Here is a 26,349-nt window from a genome sequence, read left to right as displayed (position 1 = left end):
GGGGTCATAAGCTGGGGTGATGAGTGAGCGTCGCGCGGATGGGACATGGGTGCCGCTGGCGCACCGGGTGCCCGAGCTGGGGGCGCTGGAACTGCTGCTCGCGGTCGCCAGGCTCGGCAGCCTGGGGCGCGCCGCCCGGGAGCTGGGCATCAGCCAGCCCGCCGCCAGCGGCCGGATCCGCTCCATGGAGCGTCAGCTGGGGGTCGCCCTGCTGGACCGCTCGCCGCGCGGCTCCCGGCTCACCGAGGCCGGGGCGCTGGTCACCGACTGGGCACGCCGGGTCGTGGAGGCGGCGGAGGCCTTCGACGCGGGGACCCAGGCGCTGCGCGGGCGGCGCGACTCACGGCTGACCGTCGCCGCGTCCATGACCATCGCCGAATATCTGCTCCCCGGCTGGCTCATCGCGCTGCGCGCCGCCCGGCCGGACACGGCCGTCTCCCTGCTCGCCGGGAACTCCGCGACGGTCGCCGAGCGGCTGCTGTCGGGCGAGGCCGACCTCGGCTTCGTCGAGGGGCTCTCCATCCCCGAAGGGCTGGACGGCACGGTCATCGGACACGACCGGCTGGTGGTGGTCGCCGCTCCCGGACACCCCTGGGCCCGCCGCCGCACCCCGCTGACGGCCGCCGAGCTGGCCCGCGCCCCGCTGATCCTCCGCGAGCGCGGCTCCGGCACCCGCCAGGTGCTGGACTCCGCCCTCTCGAAGAGCGGCGGCCTCGCGGAACCCCTGCTGGAGCTTGCCTCCACCACGGCGGTGAAGGCCGCCGTGGTCAGCGGCGCCGGTCCCGCCGTCCTCAGCGAACTCGCCGTCACCGAAGAGCTCACCGCCCGCCGCCTCACCGAGATCCACCTCCACGGCATCCCCCTCCGCCGCGCCCTCCGCGCCGTCTGGCGCCGCTCCCAACTCCCCACCGGCCCCGCCCGCGACCTCCTCACCCTCACTTCCCAACCGACACCACCCCTCTGATTTCTCTGCGGCAGAGCCCGGAACCTCAACTTTGCCCGCGCCCCCTGCACATCACTTCTCAACCCGGCAAAATTCAGCCCCGCCGGCGTTTGAGGCGCGGGGGTTCGGGGGCAGCGCCCCCGACCAGGGCCTCGCACTCGCGAGATGCCTCAGGCACGGGCAGCCTCCACCAGCGCCCCCACCACCCCCACCTCCCTCCCCATCTCCGGATGCCACTGCACCCCCACCCCCCACCCGCCGGAGGCCACCTCCACCGCCTCCACCGTCCCGTCCTCCGCGTACGCCGACACCGTCAGCCCCTCCGCCACCCGGTCCACCGCCTGGTGGTGGTAGGACGGCACCTCCGTCGCGTACGGCACGATCGAGGCGTAGCGGGTCCCGGGCACGGGCTTGACGGTGTGGGAGGTGAAGACGCCCTCGCCGCCGGTGTGCCCGTCCAGATGCTGGCGCAGCGTCCCGCCCAGGGCCACGTTGAGCAGCTGCATCCCCCGGCAGATCCCCAGCAGCGGCACCCGCGCCGCGAGTGCTGCGTGGATCAGGGCGAGTTCCCAGGCGTCCCGTTCGGGGGCGGCGGGCCCGGTGCGCGGGTCGCGTTCGGCCCCGTACCGCCGGGGCTCGACATCCGCGCCGCCCGCGACGATCAGGGCGTCGAGCCGGGCCAGGACGGCGGGGGCGGAGTCCGGGTCGGGGTCGGGCGGGATCATCGCGGCGAGGCCGCCCGCCCGCTGCACCAGGGCCGGGTACTGGGCCGGGAGCAGCGCGGCGGGCATGTTCCACAGCCCCCAGGCGGCGGGGTTGAGATAGGTCGTGACGCCGATGAGCGGCTTGGTCACCATGGCTCCGTTCGGTTCCGGTCGCTTCAGGCCCGTTCAGGCCCGTTCAGGTCCGTTCGAGTTCCGCCTCGGCCGCCGCGAGCGCCGCGAACTCCTCCTCCGGAGCCCTGGCCACCAGATGCCGTCGACTGTAGATCGCGAAGTGGGCGACGGCGACGGCGTAGAGCCCGAGCGCGGTGAACGCCGCCGCGATGTCCACCAGGAAGGTCGCCGCCAGGGCGGCGAGCGCGAGCAGCAGGGCGACGGACGAGGTGAGCGTCCCGCCGGGGGTGCGGTACGGGCGGGGGAGCCCGGGTTCCCGGCGGCGCAGCACGATGTGGGAGAGCGCCATCAGGGCGTAGCTGATCGTCGCGCCGAAGACCGCGATGTTCAGCAGCCGTGCCCCGTCCCCGGTGGCGGCGGCGAGGGTGAAGCCGATCGCGCCGGGGACGAGCAGTCCGAGGTAGGGCGATTTGCGGCGGCTGGTGAGGGAGAGGACACGGGGCAGATAGCCGGCCCGTGAGAGCGCGAAGAGCTGGCGGGAGCCCGCGTAGATGAGTGAGAAGAAGGACGCGACCAGGCCCGCGAGCCCCGCGTAGTTGACGAAGCGGCTGAGCGGGGTCGGTGCGCCGTTCCCCTGGACGGCGACCACCAGCGGGTTCCCGGCCTCCTGGATCGCGGCGGAGCCCCGGGCCCCGGTGGCGGCGAGGAAGGTGAGCACGGCGAGGAGGACCAGGATGCCGAGGGAGGCGGCGAGCGCCCGGGGCATCGAGCGCACCGGGTCCTTCGCCTCCTCGGCGGCGAGCGGGACGCCCTCGACGCCGAGGAAGAACCACATGCCGAAGGGGAACGCCGCCCAGATCCCGAGCAGTCCGAACGGCAGCCAGGAGTTCGCGCCGAACGCGCTCTCGTCGGCGGGGATGTCATTGAGCCGGTCCACGCTGAACTCGGTGAACGCGCCGACGGCGAAGATCAGCAGCGCGGCGACGGCGATCGCGGTGACGACCAGGCTGAAGCGCAGCGCCTCGCCGACTCCCCAGAGATGGATGCCGATGAAGATCACGAAGCAGGCGAGCAGCACCGGCCATCCGGACTCCAGGCCGAAGAGGCCGAGGGACTCGACGTAGTCGCCGATGAAGAGGGAGATCGCGGCGGGCGCGAGGATGTACTCGATGAGGATCGCCGTGCCGGTCAGAAAGCCGCCCCAGGTGCCGAGCGCCCGGCGGGCGAAGCCGTAGCCGCCGCCCGCGGTGGGCAGGATCGCCGACAGCTCGGCGAGGGCGAAGACCAGACAGGCGTACATCACGCCCATCAGCAGGGTGGCGATCGCCAGTCCGCCGAAGCCGCCCTTGGAGAGTCCGACGTTCCAGCCGGAGAAGTCGCCGGAGACGACATAGGCCACTCCGAGGCCGGTGAGCAGCAGCCAGCCCGCGCTGCCCCGGCGCAGGGTGCGGCGGCTGAGATAGGCGTCGTGGGAACGGGCCTCGGAGGCGGCGGAGTCGGGGGAGGGGTCGGCGGGGGAGGGGACGCGGTCGGTGGTGCCTTCGGCCATGGGACGCTCCCGGCGTTCAAAGGTTTGTATGAATACCTTTGCGGTCGGGGGCTGGGCCGCGCAAGCCCCGCGCACCGGGCCGCTGGATCCGTCAGGGCAGAAAACCCCGCAGCAGCGCGGCGGTGCCCTCGCAGTGCTCCCGCATCAGCTCCCGCGCGCCCTCGGGATCCCCGTCGAGCACCGCTTCGACCAGGGCGGTGTGCTGGTGCTGGGAGTGCTCCAGATTCCGCACCAGCAGCGGGATGCAGTCCAGCAGATCGTTGAGGGTCGCCCGGACGGCGGCGTACTGGGCGGCGAGGGTGGCCGAGCCGGACAGCTCCGCGAGAGTCAGATGGAGCAGGGTGTCCCGCCGTCGGTACTCGGCCAGCGGCGCGTCCCGGGTGGCGGCCAGCGCGGCGCGCAGCCGCCGGGCGTCCTCGCCGGCCGGGGGCCGGGCCGCGCACAGCCCGGCGGCCCCGGTCTCCAGCACCTCGCGGAAGCGCAGGGTGTCCTCCACGTCCACGTCCGCCACGCGTCTGCGCAGCTCGTCCTCGCCCGGGGCGTCCGGGCGCGCCAGCACGAAGGTCCCGCCGTAGCGGCCCCGCCGGCTCTCGACCAGCCCCTGCTCGCTGAGCACCCTGAGCGCCTCGCGCAGGGTGACCCGGCTGATCCCCAGCCGCTCGGCCAGCTCGCGCTCGGCGGGCAGCCGCTGCCCGGCGGCGACCAGCCCGAGCCGCAGCAGCCGCAGGATCCGCTCCAGCGCCTCCTCGAAGCCGTTGCCCGCGCGCACCGGGCGCAGCACGGATTCCAGCCGATCAGGGTCATCGATGGTGGCCACGTCGACGTTTCCTCTTCCCTTCAAAGGTATCCAGCAATACCTTATGGCTTCCGGCTGATCCAAGGAGGCGTACGTCCCGTGGCAGACCGCACACCCCCGCTCGCCGTCGAGGAGCTGCGCGCCCTCGTCGCGAGCGGTGAGATCGACACCGTGGTGCTCGCCTTCCCCGACATGCAGGGACGGCTCCAGGGCAAGCGGTTCGCCGCCCCGTTCTTCCTGGACGAAGTGGTGGAGCACGGCACCGAGGGCTGCGACTATCTGCTCGCCGTCGATGTCGAGATGAACACCGTCGACGGCTACGAGATGTCCTCCTGGGACCGGGGCTACGGCGACTTCGCCATGCGCCCCGACCTCTCCACCCTGCGCCGCGTCCCCTGGCACGAGGGCACCGCGCTGCTCGTCGCCGACCTCGCCCGGCACGACGGCTCACCCGTCGCCGCCGCCCCCCGCCAGATCCTCCGCCGCCAGCTGGAGCGTCTCGCCGGACTCGGGCTCACCGCCCAGGTCGCCACCGAGCTGGAGTTCATCGTCTTCAAGGACAGCTATGAACAGGCCTGGGACCGCGGCTACCGGGGGCTCACCCCGGCCAACCAGTACAACACCGACTACTCCGTCCTCGGCACCGGCCGCGTCGAACCGCTGCTGCGCCGCATCCGCCGCGAGATGGCGGCCGCCGGACTGACCGTCGAGTCCGCCAAGGGCGAGTGCAGCCCCGGCCAGCAGGAGATCGCCTTCCGCTACGACGAGGCCCTCGTCACCTGCGACCAGCACGCCCTCTACAAGACCGGAGCGAAGGAGATCGCCGCCCAGGAAGGCGTCTCGCTCACCTTCATGGCCAAGTACGACGAGCGCGAGGGCAACTCCTGCCACATCCATCTCTCGCTCACCGACGCCCGGGGCGACAACGCGATGGCGGGCGACGGACCCGGCGGGATGTCCCCGGTGATGCGGCACTTCCTGGCCGGACAGCTCGCCGCGCTGCGGGACTTCTCCCTGCTGTACGCGCCCAACATCAACTCCTACAAACGGTTCCAGCCCGGGACCTTCGCCCCCACCGCCGTCGCCTGGGGCCACGACAACCGCACCTGCGCCCTGCGGGTGATCGGCCAAGGCCGCTCCAAGCGCTTCGAGAACCGGTTGCCGGGCGGCGACGCCAACCCGTATCTCGCCGTCGCCGGACTGGTCGCGGCGGGGCTCCACGGCATCGAACAGGGGCTTGAGCTGCCCGATGAGTGCACCGGCAACGCCTATACGGCGGACCACGCCCATGTCCCCGCCACCCTGCGCGAAGCCGCCGAGCTGTGGGAGAACAGCGCCGTCGCCAAGGCCGCCTTCGGCGACGAGGTCGTCGCGCACTACACCAACATGGCCCGGGTCGAACTCGCCGCGTTCGACGCTGCGGTGACCGACTGGGAGCTGCGCCGCTCCTTCGAACGACTGTGACGGCCCCGACCGGCCGCGACCGGCCGCGACCGGCCCCGACCGGCCGCGGCCGACCGCGAACGACTGTGACGACCGCGCCGACCGTACCGACGTGCCGACCGCGCCGACTGTGAGGGACGCCTTGCCGAACACCCACCACGAAGTCCTCAACCCCGCCACCGGCGAGACCGTCGCCACTGTCCCCGCGACGACCGCCGCCGGGGTCGACGCCGCCGTGGCCCGCGCCGCCCGCGCCCAGCGGGGCTGGGCCGCCGCCGCCCCCGCCGACCGGGCCCGGCTGCTGCGCCGCTTCGCCGCCGTCGTGGACGAGCACATCGAGGAACTCGCCCTCCTGGAGGTCCGCCAGGCCGGACACACCATCGGCAACGCCCGCTGGGAGGCGGGCAACGTCCGCGATCTGCTCGACTACTCCGCGGGCGGGGTCGAACGCCTCACCGGCCGCCAGATCCCCGTCGCCGGCGGACTCGACATCACCCTCCTCGAACCGCTCGGCGTCATCGGCGTCATCGCCCCCTGGAACTTCCCGATGCCCATCGCCGCCTGGGGCGCCGCCCCCGCGCTCGCCGCCGGGAACGCCGTACTCCTCAAACCCGCCGAGACCACCCCGCTGACCGCCCTGCGCCTCGCCGAACTCGCCCTGGAGGCCGGCCTCCCCGAGCATCTCTTCCAGGTGCTGCCGGGCGCGGGCGACATCGCGGGCCGGGCCCTGGTGGACCACCCCGGCACCGCGAAGATCGTCTTCACCGGCTCCGTACGGATCGGCACCGCCGTCATGGCCCGCTGCGCCGAACTGGTGAAGCCGGTCACCCTGGAACTCGGCGGCAAGAGCCCCAACGTCGTCTTCGCCGACTCCGACCTCGAAGCCGCCGTCGCCGCCGCCCCCATGTCCTTCCTCGACAACAGCGGCCAGGACTGCTGCGCCCGCACCCGCATCCTGGTCCAGCGCACCGTCCACGACCGCTTCCTGGAACTCCTCGCCCCCGCCGTCCAGGCCGTCACCGTCGGCGACCCCCTGGACGAGAAGACCCTGATGGGCCCGCTGATCTCCCGGGCCCAGCTGGACAAGGTGCGCGGATACGCCCCCGACACCCTGCCCGGCATCAGGGGCGCCGCCCCCGCCGGACCCGGCTTCTGGTTCCCCCCGACCGTCCTCACCGGCGTCGACCCCGACGCCCCCGTCGCCCGCGAGGAGGTCTTCGGCCCGGTCGCCGTCGTGCTGCCCTTCGAGGACGAGGCCGACGCGATCCGGCTCGCCAACGACACCGACTACGGACTCTCCGGATCCATCTGGACCCGGGACATCGGCCGCGCCATCCGCGTCTCGCGCGCGATCCGGGCCGGCAATCTCTCCGTCAACTCCCACAGCAGCGTCCGCCACACCACCCCGTTCGGCGGATACAAGCACTCCGGCATCGGCCGCGAACTCGGCCCCGACGCCCTCACCGCATTCACCGAGACCAAGAACGTGTTCTTCAGTACGGAGGCCTGAACACCCATGACCGAGACCATCGTCTGCCGCCGCCTGGCGGGCCGTACCGCCGTCATCACCGGAGCCGGCAGCGGCATCGGCCTTGCCACCGCCCACCGGCTCGCCTCCGAGGGCGCGAACGTCGTCTGCGCCGACATCGACGAGCGGGCGGGCAAAGCCGCAGCCGAGGCCGTCGGCGGCCTCTTCGTCCAGGTCGACGTAACCGACGCCGAGCAGGTCGAGGCGCTGTTCGCCACCGCGTACGACACCTACGGCTCCGTCGACGTCGCCTTCAACAACGCCGGCATCTCGCCCCCCGAGGACGACTCCATCCTCACCACCGGACTGGACGCCTGGAAGCGCGTCCAGGACGTCAACCTCACCTCCGTCTACCTCTGCTGCAAGGCGGCCCTCCCCTATATGCGCCGCCAGGGCCGGGGCTCCATCATCAACACCGCCTCCTTCGTGGCGATCATGGGAGCCGCGACCTCGCAGATCTCCTACACCGCCTCCAAGGGCGGAGTCCTCGCCATGTCCCGCGAACTGGGCGTGCAGTTCGCCCGCGAGGGCATCCGGGTCAACGCGCTCTGCCCCGGGCCCGTCGACACCCCGCTGCTGCGCGAACTCTTCGCCAAGGACCCCGAGCGGGCCGCCCGCCGGCTGGTGCACATCCCGCTCGGACGATTCGCCCGCCCGGAGGAGATCGCGGCGGCCGTCGCCTTCCTCGCCAGCGACGACTCCTCCTTCGTCAACGCCACCGACTTCCTGGTGGACGGAGGAATCGCCGGGGCGTACGTCACCCCGCTCTGACCGGCCCGCCGGCGCGGGAATCACCCTGGGGCGAAGGGAGTTGGGGCAAGCATGACCAAGACTCCAGGGCCCGCCTCCCTCTCCGACGCGGCCCTCTCCGAGCTGCTGGGCGCGCACCGCTTCGGCACCCTCGCCACCCTCAGACGCAGCGGACACCCGCATCTGACCACCATGGTGTACAGCTGGGACCCCGACGCCCGGATCGTGCGCTTCTCCACCACCGCCGACCGGGCCAAGGCGGCACACCTGCGGCGCGACCCCCGCGCGGCGCTCCACGCGCAGGGCGACGACGTGTGGTCCTTCGCCGTCGCCGAGGGAGAGGCGGAAGTCTCCGGGCTCACCACCGAGGCCGGGGACGCCGTCGGCCGCGAACTCCTCGGCATACTCCCCGACTCCATGCGCCCCGACGACGAGGAGGCGTTCCTCGCCCAGATGGTCGTCGAGCGCCGGGTGGTCATCCGGCTCAAGGTGAACCGGCTCTACGGCGTGAGGATCGACCTCGACGGCTGAGCCCGGGGGAGAGGGCGGGAGGCTAGAGAAAAGTCCGGCCCTCGCCCCGGTAGGTCGGCACGGACCCGGTCACCCGGTCCCCCTCGACCAGCCACAGGGCGTCGAAACGCTCGCACAGCTCCCCGGCCTTGGCGTGCCGGAACCACACCTTGTCCCCGATCAGCAGATCGTCGGCGGGCGGCCCCAGCAGCGGGGTCTGCACCTCGCCCGCGCCCTCCCGCCGGTCGTAGCGCAGCCCTTCGGGGAGGTACGGGAGAGGGGAGCGGTCCCGGCCCGCCGGGCCGGACGCCGGATAGCCGCCGCCGAGCACCGTCACCGCGCCCACCCCCGGACGGCGCACCACCGGCTGCGCGAACAGCGCGGCGGGCCGCCCGGAGAACGAGCTGTAGTGGTCGAACAGCCGGGGCATGAAGAGCCCGGAACCGGCCGCGACCTCCGTCACCGCCGACTCCGCCGCCGTCTGTTCCACACTGCCGGTGCCGCCGCCGTTCACGAACTCCAGATCCGGCGCCACCGCCCGTACCGCGCGCACCGCCTCGGCCCGCCTCCGGACAAGATCATTTCGCGCCATCCGCTGCATCAGCCGGACCGCGCCCGACACCAGCGGAGCGCCCTCGTGCGCATCGCCCACACCCGCGATGTGCCCCTCGTACGCCATCAGCCCCACCAGTCGGAACCCCGGACGACGGGCGATCGAGCGGGCCAGCTCGGCCAGCCGGGCCGGCTCGCTCAGCGGGGAGCGGCGCGCCCCGATCCGTATCCGGCCGCCCAACAGCCGCAGCGCGGTGTCGAGTTCCAGACAGACCCTGATCTCGGCCCGGCCGCCCGACCGGGCCCGCTCGATCAGTTCCAGCTGGGCCGGATCGTCGATCATCACGGTCACGGCGGCCGCGAGCCGCGCGTTGCCCGCGAGTTCGGCGAAACCGGCCCGGTCGGCGGAGGGATAGGCCAGCAGGACATCGTCGAAACCGGACCGCGCCAGCCACAGCGACTCCCGCAGCGTGAACGACATGACCCCGGCGAACCCGCCCCGGGCGAGCACCCGTTCCAGCAGCGGACGGCACCGTACGGACTTGCTCGCCACCCGCACGGGCTTGCCCGCCGCCCGGCGCGCCAAGTCGTCCGCGTTGGCGTCGAACGCGTCGAGGTCGACCACCGCGAGCGGGGCGTCGAGATGAGCGGTGGCCCGGTCGTAGCGGGCCCGGTCGGCGGCGCGTGACGTCATGGGCCGAGCCTGCCAGACCTGATTACCACGGGGTAGGGGGACGTTTTGGGCAGATCCACACGAGCCCGGGGTCACGGTCCCGTGGGGCGGGCACCAACCCGTAGAGTGACGCGGAAGCGGTGACGGACGGGGCTGCCCGCAGCGGTGGAACCGCCGGTCACGGGGACCAGACACGGGGGGCGGAATGAGCACGGAGGCAGAACGCCCTCCCCTCCCAGGCTCTCCCGCCCCCGACGACGAAACCCCGCCCCTCGCCCGCGCCCCGCAGGCCCTGACACCGGCCCCGCCGCGTTCGGACGGCCCCACCAGCCCCATGGGCCCCACCGGCCCGGCCCCGGCGAACAGCCCCGACGAGGACACCCCGGCGGGCGGCCCAGACCCGGACCCGGACCCGGACTCCCATCCCGGCGGCCCCGGCACCGGCCCCGCATCCGCCCAGGACTTGGCCCCGGCACCGGCCCCGGAGCGTGACGAGGACACCCGGTCGCTGCCGCGCGAGCCCGCCCGCCGCCCCCAGGACCCCCGCACCCCCTGGCCCGCCCGAGGACAGTCCAGGCCGCCCCGGCCCACACCCCCCGCCGAACTCCCCCGCCCACGCGGCTCCTCGGAGACCCGCCCGGCTCCCCCCGCGCTCCCGCCCCGCCCGCCCGCACCCCCGCGCCGCCCGCCCGCCGCCGCACCCGCGGCCCCGCCACGCCCCCCGCGCGTCCCGCCCGCGCGGCCCGCGGGCCCGCCCGCCCAGCGACGCCACCCCGCCTACGACGCGCCCATCGACATCACCGCCCGGCTGCGCCCCGTCGGCGAACTCCCCGGCCCCCGGCCCGCCGTCCCCTGGCCGCCGCCCGAGCACCCCGCCGACACCGCCGGCCGGCCGCCGCACCCGGCCCGCACCCGCCGTCCCATACGCACCGCCGCCGCCCTCGCCTGCGCCGTCCTGGGACTCGGCCTCATCGGGGGAGCGGCCACCGGGAGCTGGCTGACCGGCGACTCCAGCGCCGACACCGCGGCCCACACCGCGTACACCGAGGGCCGCACCCTCTGGCACAGCCTCCCCGTGGACGTGTTCTTCCCCCGCACCCTGCACGGCAAGGGCGCGGGCCCCGGCGGCGCCGACCGGGTCTGGACCCGGATCGCCGTCGCACCCGACGGCGACTGCGCCACCAGCCTCGACCCCCTCCTGGTCCGGGCCCTGGAACCGGTCGGCTGCGGCCGGGTGCTGCGCGCCACCTACACCGACGCCACCTCCAGCCATGTCACCACCGTCGGCATGATCTTCACCAAGGGCGATGTCACCGCCATGCGGGCGCTCAAGACCCGCTTCACCTCCGAGGGCCTCGACAAGCGCCCCGACCTGATGCCGCGCGCCCTGCGCGGCCCCGGCACCGTCGCCGAGCACTTCGGCGACCGGCAGCGCGCGAGCTGGAGCATCGACGTCCTCACCGACGCGCCGGTCGTGGTCTTCGCCGTCTCCGGCTTCGCCGACGGCCGCGCCGTCGCCGACCCCAGGCCCGCCGCCGAGGCCCGCGCCAAGGGAGCCACCTCGGCCCCCGCGCAGTCGGGTCTCGGCCATGAGGCCGAGGGCGTCGCCGAGGGCATCGAACAGGCCCTGCGCGGCGGCCTCAGCACCGCCATGGAGACCTCCCGATGACCAGAGCGCCCCGCAGGACCCGGCTCGCCGCCGCCCTCACCGCCACCGCCTTCCTGGTGCTGCCCGCCCTCCCGGCGCGCGCCGACGGGATACGCCCCCAGCAGTGGGGCCTCGACGCCCTCAACACCGACCAGGCGTGGCGCACCACCAAGGGCGAGGGCATCACCGTCGCCGTGCTCGACACCGGCGTCGACGACCAGCACGCCGACCTGGTGGGCAATGTCCTGCCCGGCAAGGACCTCATCGGCTTCGGCGCGGGCCGGGGCGACCGGGCCTGGGCCCGGCACGGCACCGCCATGGCGGGCATCATCGCCGCGCACGGCCACGGCCCCGCGGGCGAGGACGGCGTCATGGGCATAGCGCCCGAGGCGAAGATCCTGCCCGTCCGGGTGATCCTCGAAAGCGGCGACCCGGCCCGGGACAAGGCCCGCAACTCCCGGGGCACCGCGCTCGCCGAGGGCATCCGCTGGGCCGCCGACCAGGGCGCGGACATCATCAACCTCTCCCTCGGCGACGACAGCGAGTCCGCCCACGCGGAGGCCGGCGAGGACGCGGCCGTGCGGTACGCGCTCGACAAGGGCTCCGTGGTCGTCGCCTCCGCGGGCAACGGCGGCGAGAAGGGCGACCGGGTCTCCTACCCCGCCGCCTATCCCGGCGTGATCGCCGTGACGGCCGTCGACCGCTTCGGCACCCACGCCTCCTTCTCCACCCAGCGCTGGTACGCCACCGTCAACGCGCCCGGCGTCGACGTGGTCATCCCCGACCCGGACCGGAAGTACTACCAGGGCTGGGGCACCAGCGCCGCCGCCGCCTTCGTCTCCGGCGCGGTCGCCCTCGTACGCTCCGCGCACCCCGCGCTCACCCCCGCGCAGATCAAGCGACTCCTCGTGGACACCGCCCGCGACGCCCCGGGCGGCGGCCGCGACGACGCCAAGGGGTACGGGATGGTGGACCCCGCCGCCGCGATCGAGGCGGGCGGAAGGCTGCGGCCCGCCGACCCGAAGGCCGCGACGGCGGGGTACGACCGGCAGTACTTCGGCCCCGGACCGCAGCCGGTGGCGGCCGTCGAGGAGCCCGCCGACTGGCTCGCCCCCCTCGCGGGCGGAACCGGGGCGGTGGTGCTGGCGGCCGCGGTGGTGCTCTGGCGCGGCGCGCGGGAGCCCGCCGACCGCTGACCGGTCGCCGGCCGGTCGCGGTCCGGGAGGCCCGGGGCCGCCCTGAGTGCTCCGGCCGGGCGGCGACGAACTACCCTCGACGCGTGGCGCTCAAGAACATCCCGGACTCCGGTTTCTCCGACGACGACGGCACCGCCGACCCGCGGCTCGCCGCGGCCCTCGAAGCCTGGTCGCACGACCGGGCCGCCGAAGGGCCGGTGCTCGAAGCCCTCCGGGAGGCCCGGCTGCTGGTCCCCGTGGTCGCGGTCCTCGGCGAGGTCGAGACCGACGAGAGGGGGCTGCGCCGGGAGAAGACCAGCGACATGGCGGTGCCCACGCTCACCGCGGGCGACCGCCGGGCGCTGCCCGCCTTCACCTCGCTCGCCGCGCTGGCCCGCTGGGACCCCGAGGCCCGCCCGGTCGCCGTCCCGCTGCACCAGGCGCTCCAGGCGGCTGCCCACGAGCGGGCCGACACCCTCGTACTGGATCTCGCGGGACCTGTTCCGTACCAGCTGAGCGGCCCCGCGCTGCTCGCCCTCGCCGAGGGGCGCACCAGCACCGACCCGCTGCGCGACCCGGTCGTCACCGAGGCGGTGCGGGAGGTGGTCGCCGCCGAGCCCGCCGTGGTCCGGGCGCATCTGGGCCCGGGCGGCGCGGACGGCACCCTCGCCCTGGTGCTCGCCGCCGACGCGGTCCCCGGGCCCGCCGTCCGCCGTGTCGCCGAGGCCCTCGCGGGCCACGACGCACTGAGGGCCCGCCTGGTGCGGGGCCTCGACCTGGCACTGCTGCCGGCCGGGGCCACCCCTGTGGGCGAGCCCTTCTTCGTACGGTAGGAAACGGCAGGAAAGCGGCGGGAGAGCCCGCGGGGGATCAGCCGTAGACGGGGCCGGTGTACTTCTCGCCGGGCCCCTGGCCCACCTCGTCCGGCACCAGCGAAGCCTCGCGGAACGCGAGCTGGAGCGACTTCAGGCCGTCGCGCAGCGGCGCGGCGTGGAAGGAGCTGATCTCGGTGGTGCTGGCGTCCAGCAGACCGGCCAGCGCGTGGACCAGCTTCCGGGCCTCGTCCAGGTCCTTGTGTTCGTCGCCCTCCTCGGTCAGGCCGAGCTTCACGGCGGCGGCGCTCATCAGGTTCACCGCGACCGTGACGATCACCTCGACGGCGGGGACTTCCGCGATGTCGCGGGTCATGGCGTCAAAGTCGGGAGACTCGTGGATGTCGGCAGCAGGGGTCGCGTCACTCATGCCCCACACGATATGCCCCGGCGCGGGCGACCCGTCCCGGGCCGGTCGGTTAGCCCTCGCCGGGCGAAGCTGCTAACCTTGTGTGACGACCGGCTGGACGCTTCTGTGTCCGGCCCACAAGTGGAGGCTCCGATCTCCCACCTGACCGTCCTCCGGGACGGCGGGTCACCGGTCAGGCGATGCCCATCGTTCCGTACGGACGATGGAAATCGCCCGATGTGCGCCCTGCGGCTGGCCGCGGTGGTGCTCCGGATTTGAGGAGCTGCCGCCTGTGTCCCGTCCGGGGCATTTTTCATGTTCCGGCGCGGTTGGTCTTACCAAACAGACGTTGCGCGGCTCTCTGCCAGTAGGCCGCGCAGTGCTACCGAGGAGGATCCATCAGCGCCGAGCCCCGCATCAACGACCGGATTCGCGTTCCGGAAGTGCGGCTTGTCGGTCCCAGCGGTGAGCAGGTCGGCATCGTCCCGCTCGCCAAGGCCCTTGAGCTCGCACAGGAGTATGACCTCGACCTGGTCGAGGTCGCGGCGACCGCCAGGCCGCCCGTGTGCAAGCTCATGGACTACGGGAAGTTCAAGTACGAGTCGGCCATGAAGGCCCGTGAGGCGCGCAAGAACCAGGCGCACACGGTCATCAAGGAGATGAAGCTCCGGCCGAAGATCGACCCGCACGACTACGACACCAAAAAGGGTCACGTCGTCCGGTTCCTCAAGCAGGGCGACAAGGTCAAGATCACGATCATGTTCCGTGGTCGTGAGCAGTCCCGCCCCGAGCTCGGCTACCGCCTGCTCCAGCGTCTCGCGACCGATGTCGAGGACCTCGGTTTCATCGAGTCGAACCCGAAGCAGGACGGCCGGAACATGATCATGGTTCTCGGTCCGCACAAGAAGAAGACCGAGGCCATGGCCGAGGCGCGTGAGGCCCAGGCCGCACGCAAGGCCGACCGTGAGGGCGCGAAGGTCCAGGCCGACGCCCCCGCCGACGCTCCTGCCGAGGCCCCCGTCGACGCCCCCGCCGAGACGCCTTCCGAGGCGTGACCCGAGGGGCCGCCGCGAGGCGCCCCCGGTCCCGCCCGGATCCACAACCCAAGATCTGACGCTCCCGCACGCATGCCGGTACCTCGTGTGCCGGGGGAGCGCCACTGACGAGGAGATAACGGCGCTATGCCGAAGAACAAGACGCACAGCGGTTCCAAGAAGCGCTTCAAGATCACCGGCTCCGGCAAGGTGCTCCGTGAGCGCGCCGGCAAGCGCCACCTGCTCGAACACAAGCCGTCCACGCTGACGCGTCGCCTCTCGGGCAACGCGGAGATGGCTCCGGGCGACGCCAAGAAGATCAAGAAGCTTCTCGGCAAGTGACGCTCTCTCCGCCCCGCCCCCGGTGACGGGGGAGCGGGCGGAGCGACGTCGAGACCGGGACCTCATCGAATTCGGGTCGTGTGGGTATCACCACGGCCCCGCTACAAGGAGTTAACAAGTGGCACGCGTCAAGCGGGCAGTCAACGCCCACAAGAAGCGCCGGGCGATCCTCGAAGCCGCCAAGGGCTACCGCGGTCAGCGTTCGCGTCTGTACCGCAAGGCCAAGGAGCAGGTCACCCACTCCCTGGTCTACAACTACAACGACCGCAAGAAGCGCAAGGGCGACTTCCGTCAGCTGTGGATCCAGCGCATCAACGCCGCTGCCCGCGAGAACGGCATGACGTACAACCGCCTCATCCAGGGTCTGAAGGCCGCCAACATCGAGGTGGACCGCAAGATCCTGGCCGAGCTGGCCGTCAACGACGCCAACGCGTTCGCCGCGCTGGTCGAGGTCGCGCAGAAGGCCCTGCCGGCCGACGTCAACGCGCCGAAGGCCGCCGCCTGAGCCTCGCGCCCAGATGTGTGCTTTCCGGACCCGCAGGCCCTTCGGCCTGCGGGTCCGCGTGCGTCTGCCGGGCCGATGACAGTCTTCGGCCCGGCCGAGCCCCGATGAAGAACCTGTGCAGCGAAAGTGAGTTCATGGCCGCCCCCGAGTTGATCTCCCCGCGTTCCTCCCGTGTCGCCGCAGCCCGGCGGCTCGCGAAGCGGAACTTCCGCGGCAAGGAGCGGCTGTTTCTCGCCGAGGGCCCCCAGGCCGTCCGGGAGGCCGCCCGGCACCGCACCGGGGGTGAGCCGACCCTGGTGGAGCTGTTCGGCACACCGGAGGCCGTCGAGCGGTACGCGGACATCGTCGACGCGGCACACGAGGCCGGGGCCCGGATCCATCTCGCCGACGAGGCCGTGATCGCCGACATCTCGACCACGGTCACCCCGCAGGGCCTCGTCGGCGTCTGCCGCTTCATCGACTCGCCCTTCGAGGCAGTCGTCGCGGCCCGGCCGAAACTCGTCGCCGTACTCGCCAACGTACGGGACCCCGGGAACGCCGGCACCGTGCTCCGGTGCGCCGACGCCGCCGGGGCCGACGCCGTCGTCCTCACCGACGCCTCCGTCGATCTGTACAACCCCAAGGCCGTACGCGCCTCCGTCGGCTCCCACTTCCATCTGCCGGTCGCCGTCGGCGTCCCCGTCGAGCAGGCCGTACGCGCCCTGAAGGACGCCGGTGTGCGCGTGGTCGCCGCCGACGGCGCGGGCGAGGACGACCTCGACGCCGAGCTCGACGCGGGCACCATGGGCGGCCCCACCGCCTGGATCTTCGGCAACGAGGCCTGGGGCCTGCCCGAGGAGACCCGCGCGCTGGCCGACGCCGTCGTCCGGGTGCCGATCCACGGAAAGGCCGAAAGTCTCAATCTGGCGACCGCCGCCGCCGTCTGCCTCTACGCCTCGGCGCGCGCCCAGCGCGCGGGGGGCGCGCACTGAACAGCGCGGGCCCGCCGGTGACGGCGGGGCTCACCGAGGGGGTGCACTCGCGCGGGGGCTCCGCACGGTCACATCCAGCTAGTAGGGTGACGGGCTCGGGGGGCCCACTGAGCGCCGGCCGAGAGGTGGGGACACACGGATGGCAGTCGGGACCAGCAGGCCCATGGAGACGCACGGGACGCTTCTGTGCCCCGTCGGTGACGCCGGCATGACCGGGGTCGACCCCGACGACCTCCCCGACGGGCTGGTCATCGCCGACGAGGGCGGCCGGGTCGTCTGTTTCAACGCCGCCGCCGCCCGGATCACCGCCGTCGCCCCCGGCGACGCCATGGGCAGACCCCTGGAGCGGGCACTGCCCCTGGAGGACCTCAAGGGACAGCGCTGGTGGGCCCTGACCGACCCGTACGGCGGCCTCGCCACCCGGGTGGGCCAGCCCGAGCGCAATCTGCTGCTCCCCGGCGGCCGTGAGGTCCTGGTCTCCGTGCGCTATGTGCGCGAGTTCCCCACCGGGCCGATACGCCGGCTCGTCATCAGCCTCCGGGGCACCGAGGCCCGCCGCCGCAACGAGCGCAGCCACGCCGAGCTGATCGCCACCGTCGCCCATGAGCTGCGCTCCCCGCTCACCTCCGTCAAAGGCTTCACCGCCACCCTGCTCGCCAAGTGGGAACGGTTCACCGACGACCAGAAGCGGCTGATGCTGGAGACCGTCGACGCCGACGCCAACCGGGTCACCCGGCTCATCGCCGAGCTGCTCGACATCTCCCGCATCGACTCCGGCCGCCTGGAGGTGCGCCGCCAGCCGATCGACATCGCCGCCGCCGTCGGACGCCATGTCCATGCCCACATGGCCACCGGGCAGAGCCCCGACCGCTTCTTCGTCCGGGTCCGCCGCGAGCTGCCCGCCCTGTGGGCCGATCCCGACAAAATCGACCAGGTGCTCGGCAATCTGCTGGAAAACGCGGTGCGCCACGGCGCGGGAACCGTCACCATCGAGGTGGCGCCCGCAGCGGCGAAGGACGACGAGAGAGGCACGGCCGTCACCGTGAGCGACGAAGGTCCCGGCATCCCCGAGGAGTCGATGGGCCGCGTCTTCACCCGCTTCTGGCGGGGGAGCAAGCGCGGCGGCACCGGCCTGGGCCTCTACATCGTCAAGGGCATCGTCGAGGCCCACGGCGGCGCGATCACCGTCGGCCGGGGCCCCGGCGGCGGCGCGGAATTCCGGTTTATCCTGCCCGTGGGCGCCCCGGCCTATCTGGCCTGAGCCGCCCCCGGGCTTCCCGCCCCGCCGAGCGGACCACCCCCGGCGGGACCCCCCGGGACCGTCCCCGGACCAGCCGTCCCCGCGCGCCCTTTAGAATCGGCCTTTGGCGCCTTCGTGCCCACATGGACGTCGAGCGGGGCACACAGGTCCGGGGGTGTCCCCCGGTAAACGCAGCATTCAGCGCAGCATCAGCCAATCGGAAGCACGGGAAGAGATGTCGGCACCGAACAAGTCGTACGACCCTGTCGAGGTCGAGGCACTGAAACCGGAAGAGATCGAGCGCATGCGGGACGAGGCGCTCGCCGCCTTCGCGGCCGCCGGCGACCTCGACGCGCTCGCGGCCGAGAAGGTCGCGCACACCGGCGGAGCCTCGCCGCTGGCACTCGCCAACCGTGAGATCGGCGCGCTGCCCCCGCAGGCGAAGGCCCAGGCCGGAAAGCGCGTGGGCCAGGCCCGCGGCGCGGTGAGCAAGGCGCTCGCGGCCCGCCAGAGCGAGCTGGAGGCCGAGCGCGACGCCCGGGTGCTGGTCGAGGAGGCGGTGGACGTCACCCTGCCGTACGACCGGATCCAGGCGGGCGCCCGCCACCCGCTGACCACCCTCTCGGAGCGCATCGAGGACGTCTTCGTCGCCATGGGCTACGAGGTCGCCGAGGGCCCCGAGGCCGAGGCCGAGTGGTTCAACTTCGACGCGCTGAACATCGGCCCCGACCACCCCGCGCGCGGCGAGGCCGACACCTTCTTCGTGGCAGGCCCCGACGGCACGGCGGACTCCGGGGTCGTGCTGCGCACCCACACCTCCCCGGTGCAGATCCGCTCGCTGCTCGACCGTGAGCCGCCGGTGTATGTGATCTGCCCCGGCCGGGTGTACCGCACCGACGAGCTGGACGCCACCCACACCCCCGTCTTCCACCAGGTCGAGCTGCTCGCCGTGGACGAGGGCCTGACCATGGCGGACCTCAAGGGCACCCTGGACCACATGGTGCAGGCGCTCTTCGGCGAGGGGATGACGACCCGGCTGCGGCCGAATTTCTTCCCCTTCACCGAGCCGTCCGCCGAGATGGACATGGTCTGCTACGTCTGCCGCGGCGCGTCCGTCGGCAACCCGGACCGCCCCTGCCGCACCTGCTCCAGCGAGGGCTGGATCGAGCTGGGCGGCTGCGGAATGGTCAACCCCAAGGTGCTCGTCGCCTGCGGCGTCGACCCCAGCAAGTACAGCGGATTCGCCTTCGGGTTCGGCATCGAACGGATGCTGATGTTCCGCCACAACGTAGAAGACATGCGAGACATGGTCGAGGGTGACGTTCGTTTCACCAGGCCGTTCGGGATGGAGATCTGATGCGGGTCCCGCTTTCCTGGCTGCGGGAGTACGTCGACCTGCCGGCGACGGAGACCGGCCGTGACGTACAGGCCAAGCTCATCGCCGCCGGCCTTGAGGTCGAGGCCGTCGAGCAGCTCGGCGCCGGCCTCACCGGCCCCCTGGTCGTCGGCCGTGTCGCCGCCATCGAGGAACTCACCGAGTTCAAGAAGCCCATCCGCCACTGCCTGGTGGACGTGGGCCAGGCCAATACGACCGGCGAGCCGCAGGAGATCATCTGCGGCGCGCGGAACTTCGCCGTCGGCGACAAGGTCGTCGTGGCGCTCCCCGGCGCGGTCCTGCCCGGCGACTTCCGGATCGCCGAGCGCAAGACGTACGGCCGGATGTCCCGGGGCATGATCTGCTCCACCGACGAACTGGGCATGGGCGACGACGGCACCAAGGGCATCATCGTCCTGCCGCCCGAGCACGAGACCGGCATCGACGCCATCGAGCTGCTGGGGCTGTACGACGAGGTCCTCGACATCGCCGTCACCCCCGACCGCGGCTACTGCCTCTCGCTGCGCGGCGTCGCCCGCGAGACCGCCACCGCCTACGGGCTGCCGCTGCGCGACCCCGCGCTGCTGGACGTCCCCGGACCCAACGCGTACGGCTACCCCGTCAAGGTCTCGGACCCGATCGGCTGCGACCGCTTCACCGCGCGCACCGTCACCGGGCTCGACCCCGAGGCGCGCTCCCCGATCTGGCTCCGGCGCCGCCTCCAGAAGGCGGGCATGCGCCCGATCTCGCTCGCCGTGGACATCACCAACTACGTGATGCTGGAGCTGGGCCAGCCGCTGCACGCCTACGACCGCACCCGCGTCGAGGGCCCCATCGGCGTCCGCCGCGCCGAGGCCGGCGAGAAGCTCACCACCCTCGACGGAGTCGTCCGCACCCTGGACGCCCAGGACCTCGTCATCACCGACGACCGGGGGCCGATCGGCCTCGCGGGCGTGATGGGCGGAGCCGACACCGAGATCGCCGACGCCGCGCCCGACCCGGAGACCGGAGCGATCCGGGGCACCACCGAGGTCGTCATCGAGGCCGCGCACTTCGACCCGGTCGCCATCGCCCGGACCGCGCGCCGCCACAAGCTCTCCTCCGAGGCGTCCAAGCGCTTCGAGCGCGGAGTCGACCCGCAGGCCGGGGCCGCCGCCGCACAGCGCACCGTCGATCTGCTGGTGCTGCTCGCCGGAGGGACCGCCGAGGCCGGCGTCACCCACATCGTCTCGCCGTCCGCGCCGCGCACGGTCTCGATGGCGGCCGACCACCCCGACCGGGTCGCCGGTGTCGAGTACGGCCGGGAGACCGTCGTACGCCGTCTCCAGGAGGTCGGCTGCGACGTCTACGGACAGGACGAGCTGGTCGTCACCGTCCCCTCGTGGCGTCCCGACCTCACCGCGCCCAACGACCTCGCCGAAGAGGTCATCCGGCTGGAGGGGTACGAGAACCTGCCCGCCACGCTGCCCAGGCCGCCGGCCGGGCGCGGGCTGACCGGACGCCAGCGGCTGCACCGCAGGGTCGGCCGGGCGCTCGCCGGAGCGGGCTATGTGGAAGCGCCGAACTACCCCTTCATCGGCGCGCGCGTCCTCGACCAGCTCGACCTCCCGGCGGACGACCCCGCCCGCCGGCTGGTCACGCTCGTCAACCCGCTCTCCGACGAGGAGCCCTCGCTCCGCAGCACCCTGCTGCCCGGACTGCTCGGCGCGCTGCGCCGCAACACCGGGCGCGGCAGCCACGACCTCGCGCTCTTCGAGACCGGGCTGGTCTTCCACCCGGCCGCCGAGCGGGCCGCCGCGCTGTCGCTGCCCGTCGACCGCAGGCCCACCGACGCGGAGATCGCCGTACTGGACGCCGCACTGCCGGTGCAGCCCAGGCACGCCGCCGTCGTCCTCGCCGGAGCCCGCGAGCGCTCCGGCTGGTGGGGCGGCGGACACCCGGCGAACTGGGCGGACGCGATCGAGGCCGCCCGCCTCGTCGCCCGTGAGTCCGGCGCCGAACTCGCCGTGGACCAGGGGCGGTACGGCCCCTGGCACCCCGGCCGCTGCGCCGAGCTGTCCGTCGTCCTCGACGGGGTGAAGACGCCCGTCGGACACGCCGGAGAGCTGCACCCCCGCGTCGTCAAGGCCCTCGGGCTGCCCGAGCGCACCTGCGCCATGGAGCTGAACCTGGACCTGGTGGAGCGGGCGGGCGAGGGCGAGCTGACCGCGCCCCGGATCTCCGCCTTCCCGGTGGCGACCCAGGACGTGGCGCTCGTCGTGGACGCGGGCGTCCCCGCCGCCGCCGTCGAGCACGCGCTGACGCTCGGCGCGGGCGAGCTGCTGGAGTCCATCCGGCTGTTCGACACCTTCACCGGCGAACAGCTCGGCGAGGGCAAGAAGTCGCTGGCGTACGCCCTGCGGTTCCGCGCCGCCGACCGCACGCTCACCGTCGAGGAGGCCTCCGCCGCCCGTGACGCGGCGGTCGCCCACGCGACCGAGCGGACCGGAGCGGTCCTCCGGGGAGCCTGACCCTCCCGCCACCCGGCCGCAGGGGCGCATCCGTATCCGGACGCGCCCCTGCGGCTTTTCCACGCCGGGAGGCCACAGCCGCCCCGGGGAGAGTCGAACGCCACTCGACTCACTCATTCGGGTGAGAATCGGAAGGGTTGCCCCTGCTTCCCCCATTCGGTCGACAGAATCGACCCGGCTGCCCGGGCGGCCGACTACGCCGGAGAGGGCCTATGAGGGGACCACGGCATGATTCGTATCAGGGGAATACGCCCCTTCCCGGCCGTGCGCAGAGCGGGCACGGCCCCCGCGTCTGAGAAAGCTCCGGACCGGCCGAGCAGGCCGGCCGGCGCCCGCATCCCGCGCCGCGAGCGATGGCCGGACCCCGCGCACACCCGCCGACTGCGGCGGATGCTGCCCCTCGGAGTCCCCGTCGCCTGCGGAGCCGCCGCCCTCACCTGGCGGATCGGACTCCCCGACGAACACCCCGAGAGCCTCGGCGAACGCATCCTCGCAGGCGTCCTCCTGATCGCCGTCGGCAGCGGCCTCGTCGTCGGGGCCCGCCTCCGCCTCCACCGCGAACTGCGCCGCGTCCGCGCCGTCGCCGAAGCCACCCAGCACGCGCTGCTGCGCCCGCTGCCGCCCAGGATCGGCGGCCTCGCCCTCGCCGCCACCCGGCTCTCCGCGGGCGGCGACCTGTACGCGGCCGTGGCCACCCCGTACGGCACCCGCGTCGTCATAGGCGACGTCCGGGGCCATGGACTGCCCGCCGTCTCCACCGTCGCCGCCGTCCTCGGCGGCTTCCGGGAGGCCGCCCACGACGAACCGCGCCTCGGCGGCGTACTGCGCCGACTGGAGCGCTCCGTACAGCGGCATCTGCGCGAGCCCGAGCACCGGCCCGCCGACGACGGCGAGGAGTTCGTGACCGTGCTGCTGCTCCAGATCGGCGCGGACGGCTGCGTACTCGCGCTCAACTGCGGCCACCCCTGGCCCTACCGGCTCGGCGGCGACGGCGGCGTACGGCCCCTGTCCACCGCCGAACCCCTGCCGCCGCTCGGGCTCTTCCCCCTCCCGACGGAGCTCGGGATCCGCCGCTGCGCCCGGCTCCGCCCCGGCGAGACGCTCTTTCTGCACACCGACGGCGCGGCCGACGCCCGCGACCCGGAAGGCCGTTTCTTCCCGCTGGAGGCCGTACTCGCCGAAGCGGTCACCGGCCCCCGGCCCGCCGGGGGACCCACCGAGCTGATCGCCTCCGTCGGCTCCCAGCTGCTGCGCCACACCGGCGGACGGCTCACCGACGATGTGGCGTTCCTGGCGCTCCACGACGACCGCGCACGGGTGCCGGCGCGGTGTGGGGAAACACCGCGCCGGACCCGGAGACAACCCTCCGCCCGCTGACCGCGTGGGTCGGCGCCGGGAAGGCGGACGAAGGATCGCCCCGCGGCCTGTGCCGCCCGCCCCGCCGCGGAGTGCCGGGCAGATCGGCGGGACGGACGACGCTCACGGCGACCACCGCGCGAACTGAGGGGGAGCCCGGTGGTCCGGCCGCCACTGTGAGAGGCCGCTCAGTCAACACGGGTGCCCCGCGGGGCGGCAGAGCGTGTGCGGCACGGATCGGGGCACTCGGTTCACACCCCGTGTGAATCCCCTTCCACTACGCTGAAACGCACTCGCCCCCGGAGAGGCCATGCAGCCCAACACCCTGCTCGACGCCCTGCTGGACGAGGCCGGTTTCTCCCACGCGGGCCTCGCCGCCCGGGTCAACCGGGCCGGCCGCGCCAAGGGGCTCTCCCTGCGGTACGAACACACCGCCGTCGCCCGCTGGCTCAAGGGCCAGCGCCCGCGCGGCCAGGTGCCCGACCTCATCTGCGAGGTGTTCGCCGCCCGGCTGGGCCGCGCCCTGACCCTCGGCGACATCGGACTGGGGGTCGGCGGGGGACACGGGGAGACGGCGGACGGGCCCGGCACCCCGCTCTCCGGCTTCGTGGAGCGGGCCGCCGCGCTCTGGCGCTCCGACGAACAGCAGCGGCGCCACATCATCGACGCCCCCGCCGTCACCGGAACCCCCGCCGTGATGCCCGTCTGGGAGTGGGAGAACCCGCCGGAGGACGCCGACGTCTCCCGCTCCGGCCGGGCCGGCGTCTCCCCGGCCGACATCGCCGTGCTCCGGGCTGCCAGGGCGCACTACGAGCTGATGTACCGCCGGGCCGGCGGCATGGTGACCCGCGCCCGGATCGTGGGATTCCTCAACACCCGGACCGCCCCGCTGCTGCGCGGCTCCTACAGCGACGCGCTCGGCCGCCGGCTGCACCGGGCGACCGGCGGACTGGTCGCGGTCGCCGGGATCTGCGCGTACGACTCCGACGCCCATGGACTGGCCCAGCGCTACTTCCACCAGGCGCTGCGCCTGGCGAAGGCCAGCGGCGACCGGGGCCTCGGCGCGTACGCGGTCGCACTGCTGGTCAACCAGTCGCTGTACATGGCCGAGTACCGGCAGGCGGTGGCCTTCGCGGAGGCCGCGCTGCGGGCCTGCGGCGGCCGGATCACCCCGGCGCTCGCCTCCGATCTGCACGCCATGCAGGCCAAGGCGTACGCGCATCTCGGCGACGCCGCCGCCGCGCTCGCCTGCATCCGCCGTGCCGAGCGGGAGGCGGAGCGCATCCAGCGGGGGTACGAGCCGGACGAGACCGGCTATGTCCAGCCGGGGCTGGTCAATGTGCAGGTCGCGGAGGCGCTGCTGAGCCTGGGGGATCTGCCGGCCGCCCATGGGCACGCGGCGGCGGCCGTCGGCTCCCCCGCGCACGACCGGGGCCGGGTGCACCGGCTCGCCATGCTCTGCCAGATCGAGCTGCGGCAGGGCGAGGCGGACCGGGCGGCCGACCGGGCCGCCGAGATGGCGGTACAGGTCCGCGGCATGGAGTCGCAGCGGCTCCGGGACCGGCTGCGGGAGGTGCGCGAGCATCTGATGGCCAGCGGCTCGTCCCGGGCCAAGGAGGTCGCGGAACTCATCGACGGGGCGCTCCGCGTCCCGCTGTAGCCACTCGCGGCCGTCCGGGCCCGTCCGCGGCCGTCGTCCGGCCGGGGTGACGCGTTTCCGTTGCCCGGCCGACGCCTTTTCGGCCTCACCGGGCGCTGCTAGCGATGTTGCCACCTACTGGTCGAAAGGTGGCACAAAACATGCAGTGGACGAACTTAAACGAACGAAATGTGTATGAGAACCGCTGGTTCCGGGTGAATCTCGCGGATGTGGCTCTCCCGGACGGCCGGCATCTGGACCACTATGTGATCCGGATGCGCCCGGTCGCCGTCGCGACGGCGGTCAACGAGGCCAATGAGGTGCTGCTGCTGTGGCGGCACCGCTTCATCACCGACAGTTGGGGCTGGGAGCTGGCCGCGGGCGTCGTCGAGGACGGCGAGGACATCGAGGCGGCGGCGGCCCGCGAGATGGAGGAGGAGACCGGCTGGCGTCCGGGCCCCCTCCATCCGCTGCTGAGCGTCGAGCCGTCGAACGGCCTCACCGACGCCCGCCACCATCTCTACTGGTCCGAGAGCGCCACCTACACGGGCCACCCCCAGGACGACTTCGAGTCCTCCCGGCGGGAGTGGATCCCGCTCAAGCTGGTCCCCGACCTGATCGCCCGGGGTGAGGTCCCGGCCGCCAACATGGCGGCCGGGCTGCTGATGCTCCACCACCTCAGGCTCGGTTAGAGCCTGCCCCACGGCTCACACCGGACGTCTCGGCGGCGGGATCGCGAGCGCGGGTCAGGAGTACGGGTAGAAGCCCGAGCCCGTCTTACGGCCGAGGCGTCCCGCGTCCACCATCCGCTGGAGCAGCGGGGGAGCGGCGTACAGCGGCTCCTTGAACTCCGTATACATCGAGTCCGCCACCGAGACGACGGTGTCCAGCCCGATCAGATCCGCGAGCTTCAGCGGTCCCATCGGATGGGCGCAGCCCAGCTCCATGCCGTTGTCGATGTCCTCACGGCTGGCCAGGCCCGATTCGAACATCCGGACCGCGGCGAGCAGATACGGGATGAGCAGCGCGTTCACCACGAAGCCCGAGCGGTCCTGGGCCCGGATGGCGTGCTTCCCGAGCACCTTCTCGACCATGGCCTCCGCGCGGAGGATCGTCTCCTCGGAGGTGGTCAGCGCGGGGATCAGCTCCACCAGCTTCTGGACCGGGGCGGGATTGAAGAAGTGGATGCCGACGACCTGGTCGGGGCGCGAGGTCGCGACCGCCAGCTTCACCAGCGGGATGGAGGAGGTGTTCGAGGCGAGGATCGCGTCCTGCCGGGTCACCACCTGGTCGAGCACCCGGAAGATCTCGGTCTTGACCTGCTCGTTCTCCACGACGGCCTCGATGACGAGATCGCGGTCGGCGAACTCCCCGAGGTCGGTGGTGAAGCTGAGCCGCTCCAGCGTGGCGTCCCGCTCCGCCTCGGTGATCTTGCCCCGCTCGGCTGCCTTGGCGAGCGAGTTGTACAGCCGGGTCCGGCCGATCTCCAGGGCCTCGCCCGTGGTCTCCGCGACCTTCACCTCCAGCCCGCTGCGCGCGCACACCTCCGCGATGCCCGCGCCCATCTGGCCACAGCCCACCACTCCGACGCGTGCAATGTCGGCCATTGAGTCCGTCACCTCGTGCCTTTCGCTGATCCAGTGCTGGTCCGTTGCCGCACGGCCTCCAGGGGTCTCCGTCCGCCGCCGCGACTCCTAGGGTCTGCCGTTTGGATCAGGCTGGGCTCGCGAGCCCAGCCTGATCCAAACGGCAG

General features: G+C 73.2%; 24 protein-coding genes. 18 read left to right on the top strand and 6 right to left on the bottom strand.

Annotated features, from left to right (window positions below):
• The first annotated feature begins 19 nt into the window (after nucleotides 1–19).
• Nucleotides 20–964, top strand: coding sequence for a LysR family transcriptional regulator (locus IE247_RS19225; RefSeq protein WP_190124412.1), 945 nt, complete (start codon nucleotides 20–22; stop codon nucleotides 962–964).
• Nucleotides 965–1,113: 149 nt separating this feature from the next.
• On the opposite strand, the gene IE247_RS19220 is transcribed toward IE247_RS19225, so the two are convergent.
• From IE247_RS19220 to IE247_RS19210, 3 genes are all read right to left on the bottom strand, one after another.
• Nucleotides 1,114–1,800: a gamma-glutamyl-gamma-aminobutyrate hydrolase family protein gene (locus IE247_RS19220; RefSeq protein ID WP_190124411.1), complete on the bottom strand. Its 687-nt coding sequence runs from the start codon at nucleotides 1,798–1,800 to the stop codon at nucleotides 1,114–1,116.
• 43 nt (nucleotides 1,801–1,843) lie between these two features.
• A complete protein-coding gene (eat, locus tag IE247_RS19215; protein WP_190124410.1) occupies nucleotides 1,844–3,328 on the bottom strand; it encodes an ethanolamine permease in 1,485 nt (494 codons plus the stop codon).
• Nucleotides 3,329–3,419: 91 nt separating this feature from the next.
• Entirely contained in the window at nucleotides 3,420–4,145 is a 726-nt protein-coding gene (locus IE247_RS19210) for a FadR/GntR family transcriptional regulator (RefSeq protein ID WP_229869225.1), read from the bottom strand.
• 78 nt (nucleotides 4,146–4,223) lie between these two features.
• Here IE247_RS19210 and IE247_RS19205 point away from each other — a divergent pair, with 78 nt between their 5' ends.
• The 4 genes from IE247_RS19205 (at nucleotide 4,224) to IE247_RS19190 (ending at nucleotide 8,376) form a co-directional block, all read left to right on the top strand.
• Nucleotides 4,224–5,588, top strand: a complete 1,365-nt coding sequence (locus IE247_RS19205; RefSeq protein WP_190124408.1) for a glutamine synthetase family protein — start codon at nucleotides 4,224–4,226, stop codon at nucleotides 5,586–5,588.
• A gap of 121 nt (nucleotides 5,589–5,709) precedes the next feature.
• Nucleotides 5,710–7,077, top strand: coding sequence for an aldehyde dehydrogenase family protein (locus IE247_RS19200; protein WP_229869224.1), 1,368 nt, complete (start codon nucleotides 5,710–5,712; stop codon nucleotides 7,075–7,077).
• Nucleotides 7,078–7,083: 6 nt separating this feature from the next.
• Nucleotides 7,084–7,866: a 3-oxoacyl-ACP reductase gene (locus IE247_RS19195; RefSeq protein WP_190124407.1), complete on the top strand. Its 783-nt coding sequence runs from the start codon at nucleotides 7,084–7,086 to the stop codon at nucleotides 7,864–7,866.
• Between the two features lie 51 nt (nucleotides 7,867–7,917).
• Nucleotides 7,918–8,376, top strand: a complete 459-nt coding sequence (locus tag IE247_RS19190) for a PPOX class F420-dependent oxidoreductase (RefSeq protein WP_190124406.1) — start codon at nucleotides 7,918–7,920, stop codon at nucleotides 8,374–8,376.
• A gap of 22 nt (nucleotides 8,377–8,398) precedes the next feature.
• On the opposite strand, the gene IE247_RS19185 is transcribed toward IE247_RS19190, so the two are convergent.
• Complete coding sequence (locus IE247_RS19185) at nucleotides 8,399–9,601, bottom strand: amino acid deaminase/aldolase (protein WP_190124405.1); 1,203 nt, start codon at nucleotides 9,599–9,601, stop codon at nucleotides 8,399–8,401.
• A 184-nt stretch (nucleotides 9,602–9,785) separates the two neighbouring features.
• Between IE247_RS19185 and IE247_RS34760 the strand changes: the two genes are divergently transcribed.
• From IE247_RS34760 to IE247_RS19170, 3 genes are all read left to right on the top strand, one after another.
• The gene (locus IE247_RS34760) at nucleotides 9,786–11,249 is read left to right on the top strand and encodes a hypothetical protein (protein ID WP_268247215.1); all 1,464 of its coding nucleotides are present in this window, start codon (nucleotides 9,786–9,788) and stop codon (nucleotides 11,247–11,249) included.
• Entirely contained in the window at nucleotides 11,246–12,424 is a 1,179-nt protein-coding gene (gene mycP / locus IE247_RS19175) for a type VII secretion-associated serine protease mycosin (RefSeq protein WP_190124404.1), read from the top strand. The genes IE247_RS34760 and mycP overlap by 4 nt, the downstream gene beginning before the upstream one ends.
• An 83-nt stretch (nucleotides 12,425–12,507) precedes the next feature.
• Nucleotides 12,508–13,236 (top strand): SseB family protein, encoded by a 729-nt coding sequence (locus IE247_RS19170; protein WP_190124403.1) that lies wholly within the window; start codon nucleotides 12,508–12,510, stop codon nucleotides 13,234–13,236.
• Nucleotides 13,237–13,273: 37 nt separating this feature from the next.
• On the opposite strand, the gene IE247_RS19165 is transcribed toward IE247_RS19170, so the two are convergent.
• Nucleotides 13,274–13,645 (bottom strand): DUF1844 domain-containing protein, encoded by a 372-nt coding sequence (locus tag IE247_RS19165; protein ID WP_190124402.1) that lies wholly within the window; start codon nucleotides 13,643–13,645, stop codon nucleotides 13,274–13,276.
• A 377-nt stretch (nucleotides 13,646–14,022) separates the two neighbouring features.
• On the opposite strand from IE247_RS19165, the gene infC reads away from it, so the two are divergent.
• The 10 genes from infC (at nucleotide 14,023) to IE247_RS19115 (ending at nucleotide 25,288) form a co-directional block, all read left to right on the top strand.
• Entirely contained in the window at nucleotides 14,023–14,679 is a 657-nt protein-coding gene (gene infC / locus IE247_RS19160; protein ID WP_190124519.1) for a translation initiation factor IF-3, read from the top strand.
• A gap of 126 nt (nucleotides 14,680–14,805) precedes the next feature.
• A complete protein-coding gene (rpmI, locus tag IE247_RS19155) occupies nucleotides 14,806–15,000 on the top strand; it encodes a 50S ribosomal protein L35 (RefSeq protein ID WP_153480691.1) in 195 nt (64 codons plus the stop codon).
• Between the two features lie 118 nt (nucleotides 15,001–15,118).
• On the top strand, nucleotides 15,119–15,505 hold the full coding sequence (gene rplT, locus IE247_RS19150) for a 50S ribosomal protein L20 (protein WP_190124401.1): 387 nt from the start codon (nucleotides 15,119–15,121) through the stop codon (nucleotides 15,503–15,505).
• Between the two features lie 134 nt (nucleotides 15,506–15,639).
• Nucleotides 15,640–16,476, top strand: coding sequence for a TrmH family RNA methyltransferase (locus tag IE247_RS19145; protein WP_190124400.1), 837 nt, complete (start codon nucleotides 15,640–15,642; stop codon nucleotides 16,474–16,476).
• 139 nt (nucleotides 16,477–16,615) lie between these two features.
• Complete coding sequence (locus IE247_RS19140) at nucleotides 16,616–17,737, top strand: sensor histidine kinase (RefSeq protein WP_190124399.1); 1,122 nt, start codon at nucleotides 16,616–16,618, stop codon at nucleotides 17,735–17,737.
• A gap of 214 nt (nucleotides 17,738–17,951) precedes the next feature.
• Complete coding sequence (gene pheS, locus IE247_RS19135; protein ID WP_190124398.1) at nucleotides 17,952–19,073, top strand: phenylalanine--tRNA ligase subunit alpha; 1,122 nt, start codon at nucleotides 17,952–17,954, stop codon at nucleotides 19,071–19,073.
• Nucleotides 19,073–21,601, top strand: a complete 2,529-nt coding sequence (gene pheT / locus IE247_RS19130) for a phenylalanine--tRNA ligase subunit beta (protein WP_190124397.1) — start codon at nucleotides 19,073–19,075, stop codon at nucleotides 21,599–21,601. Before pheS ends, pheT begins: the two co-directional genes overlap by 1 nt.
• Nucleotides 21,602–21,991: 390 nt before the next feature.
• Complete coding sequence (locus IE247_RS19125) at nucleotides 21,992–22,978, top strand: PP2C family protein-serine/threonine phosphatase (RefSeq protein WP_190124518.1); 987 nt, start codon at nucleotides 21,992–21,994, stop codon at nucleotides 22,976–22,978.
• A 289-nt stretch (nucleotides 22,979–23,267) separates the two neighbouring features.
• Nucleotides 23,268–24,617, top strand: a complete 1,350-nt coding sequence (locus tag IE247_RS19120) for an NsdA family TPR-like regulatory protein (RefSeq protein WP_190124396.1) — start codon at nucleotides 23,268–23,270, stop codon at nucleotides 24,615–24,617.
• A 140-nt stretch (nucleotides 24,618–24,757) separates the two neighbouring features.
• The gene (locus IE247_RS19115) at nucleotides 24,758–25,288 is read left to right on the top strand and encodes an NUDIX domain-containing protein (protein WP_190124395.1); all 531 of its coding nucleotides are present in this window, start codon (nucleotides 24,758–24,760) and stop codon (nucleotides 25,286–25,288) included.
• Between the two features lie 54 nt (nucleotides 25,289–25,342).
• On the opposite strand, the gene IE247_RS19110 is transcribed toward IE247_RS19115, so the two are convergent.
• Nucleotides 25,343–26,203 carry a 3-hydroxybutyryl-CoA dehydrogenase gene (locus tag IE247_RS19110; protein ID WP_190124394.1) on the bottom strand — a complete coding sequence of 287 codons (861 nt, stop codon included), beginning with the start codon at nucleotides 26,201–26,203 and terminating at the stop codon, nucleotides 25,343–25,345.
• Between the last annotated feature and the right edge of the window lie 146 nt (nucleotides 26,204–26,349).

The sequence above is a fragment of the Streptomyces inusitatus genome (genome assembly GCF_014651115.1).
Lineage (GTDB): Bacteria > Actinomycetota > Actinomycetes > Streptomycetales > Streptomycetaceae > Streptomyces > Streptomyces amakusaensis.
Note: the sequence above shows the minus strand (reverse complement) of the source record. Positions and strands in the feature narration are given on the sequence as shown.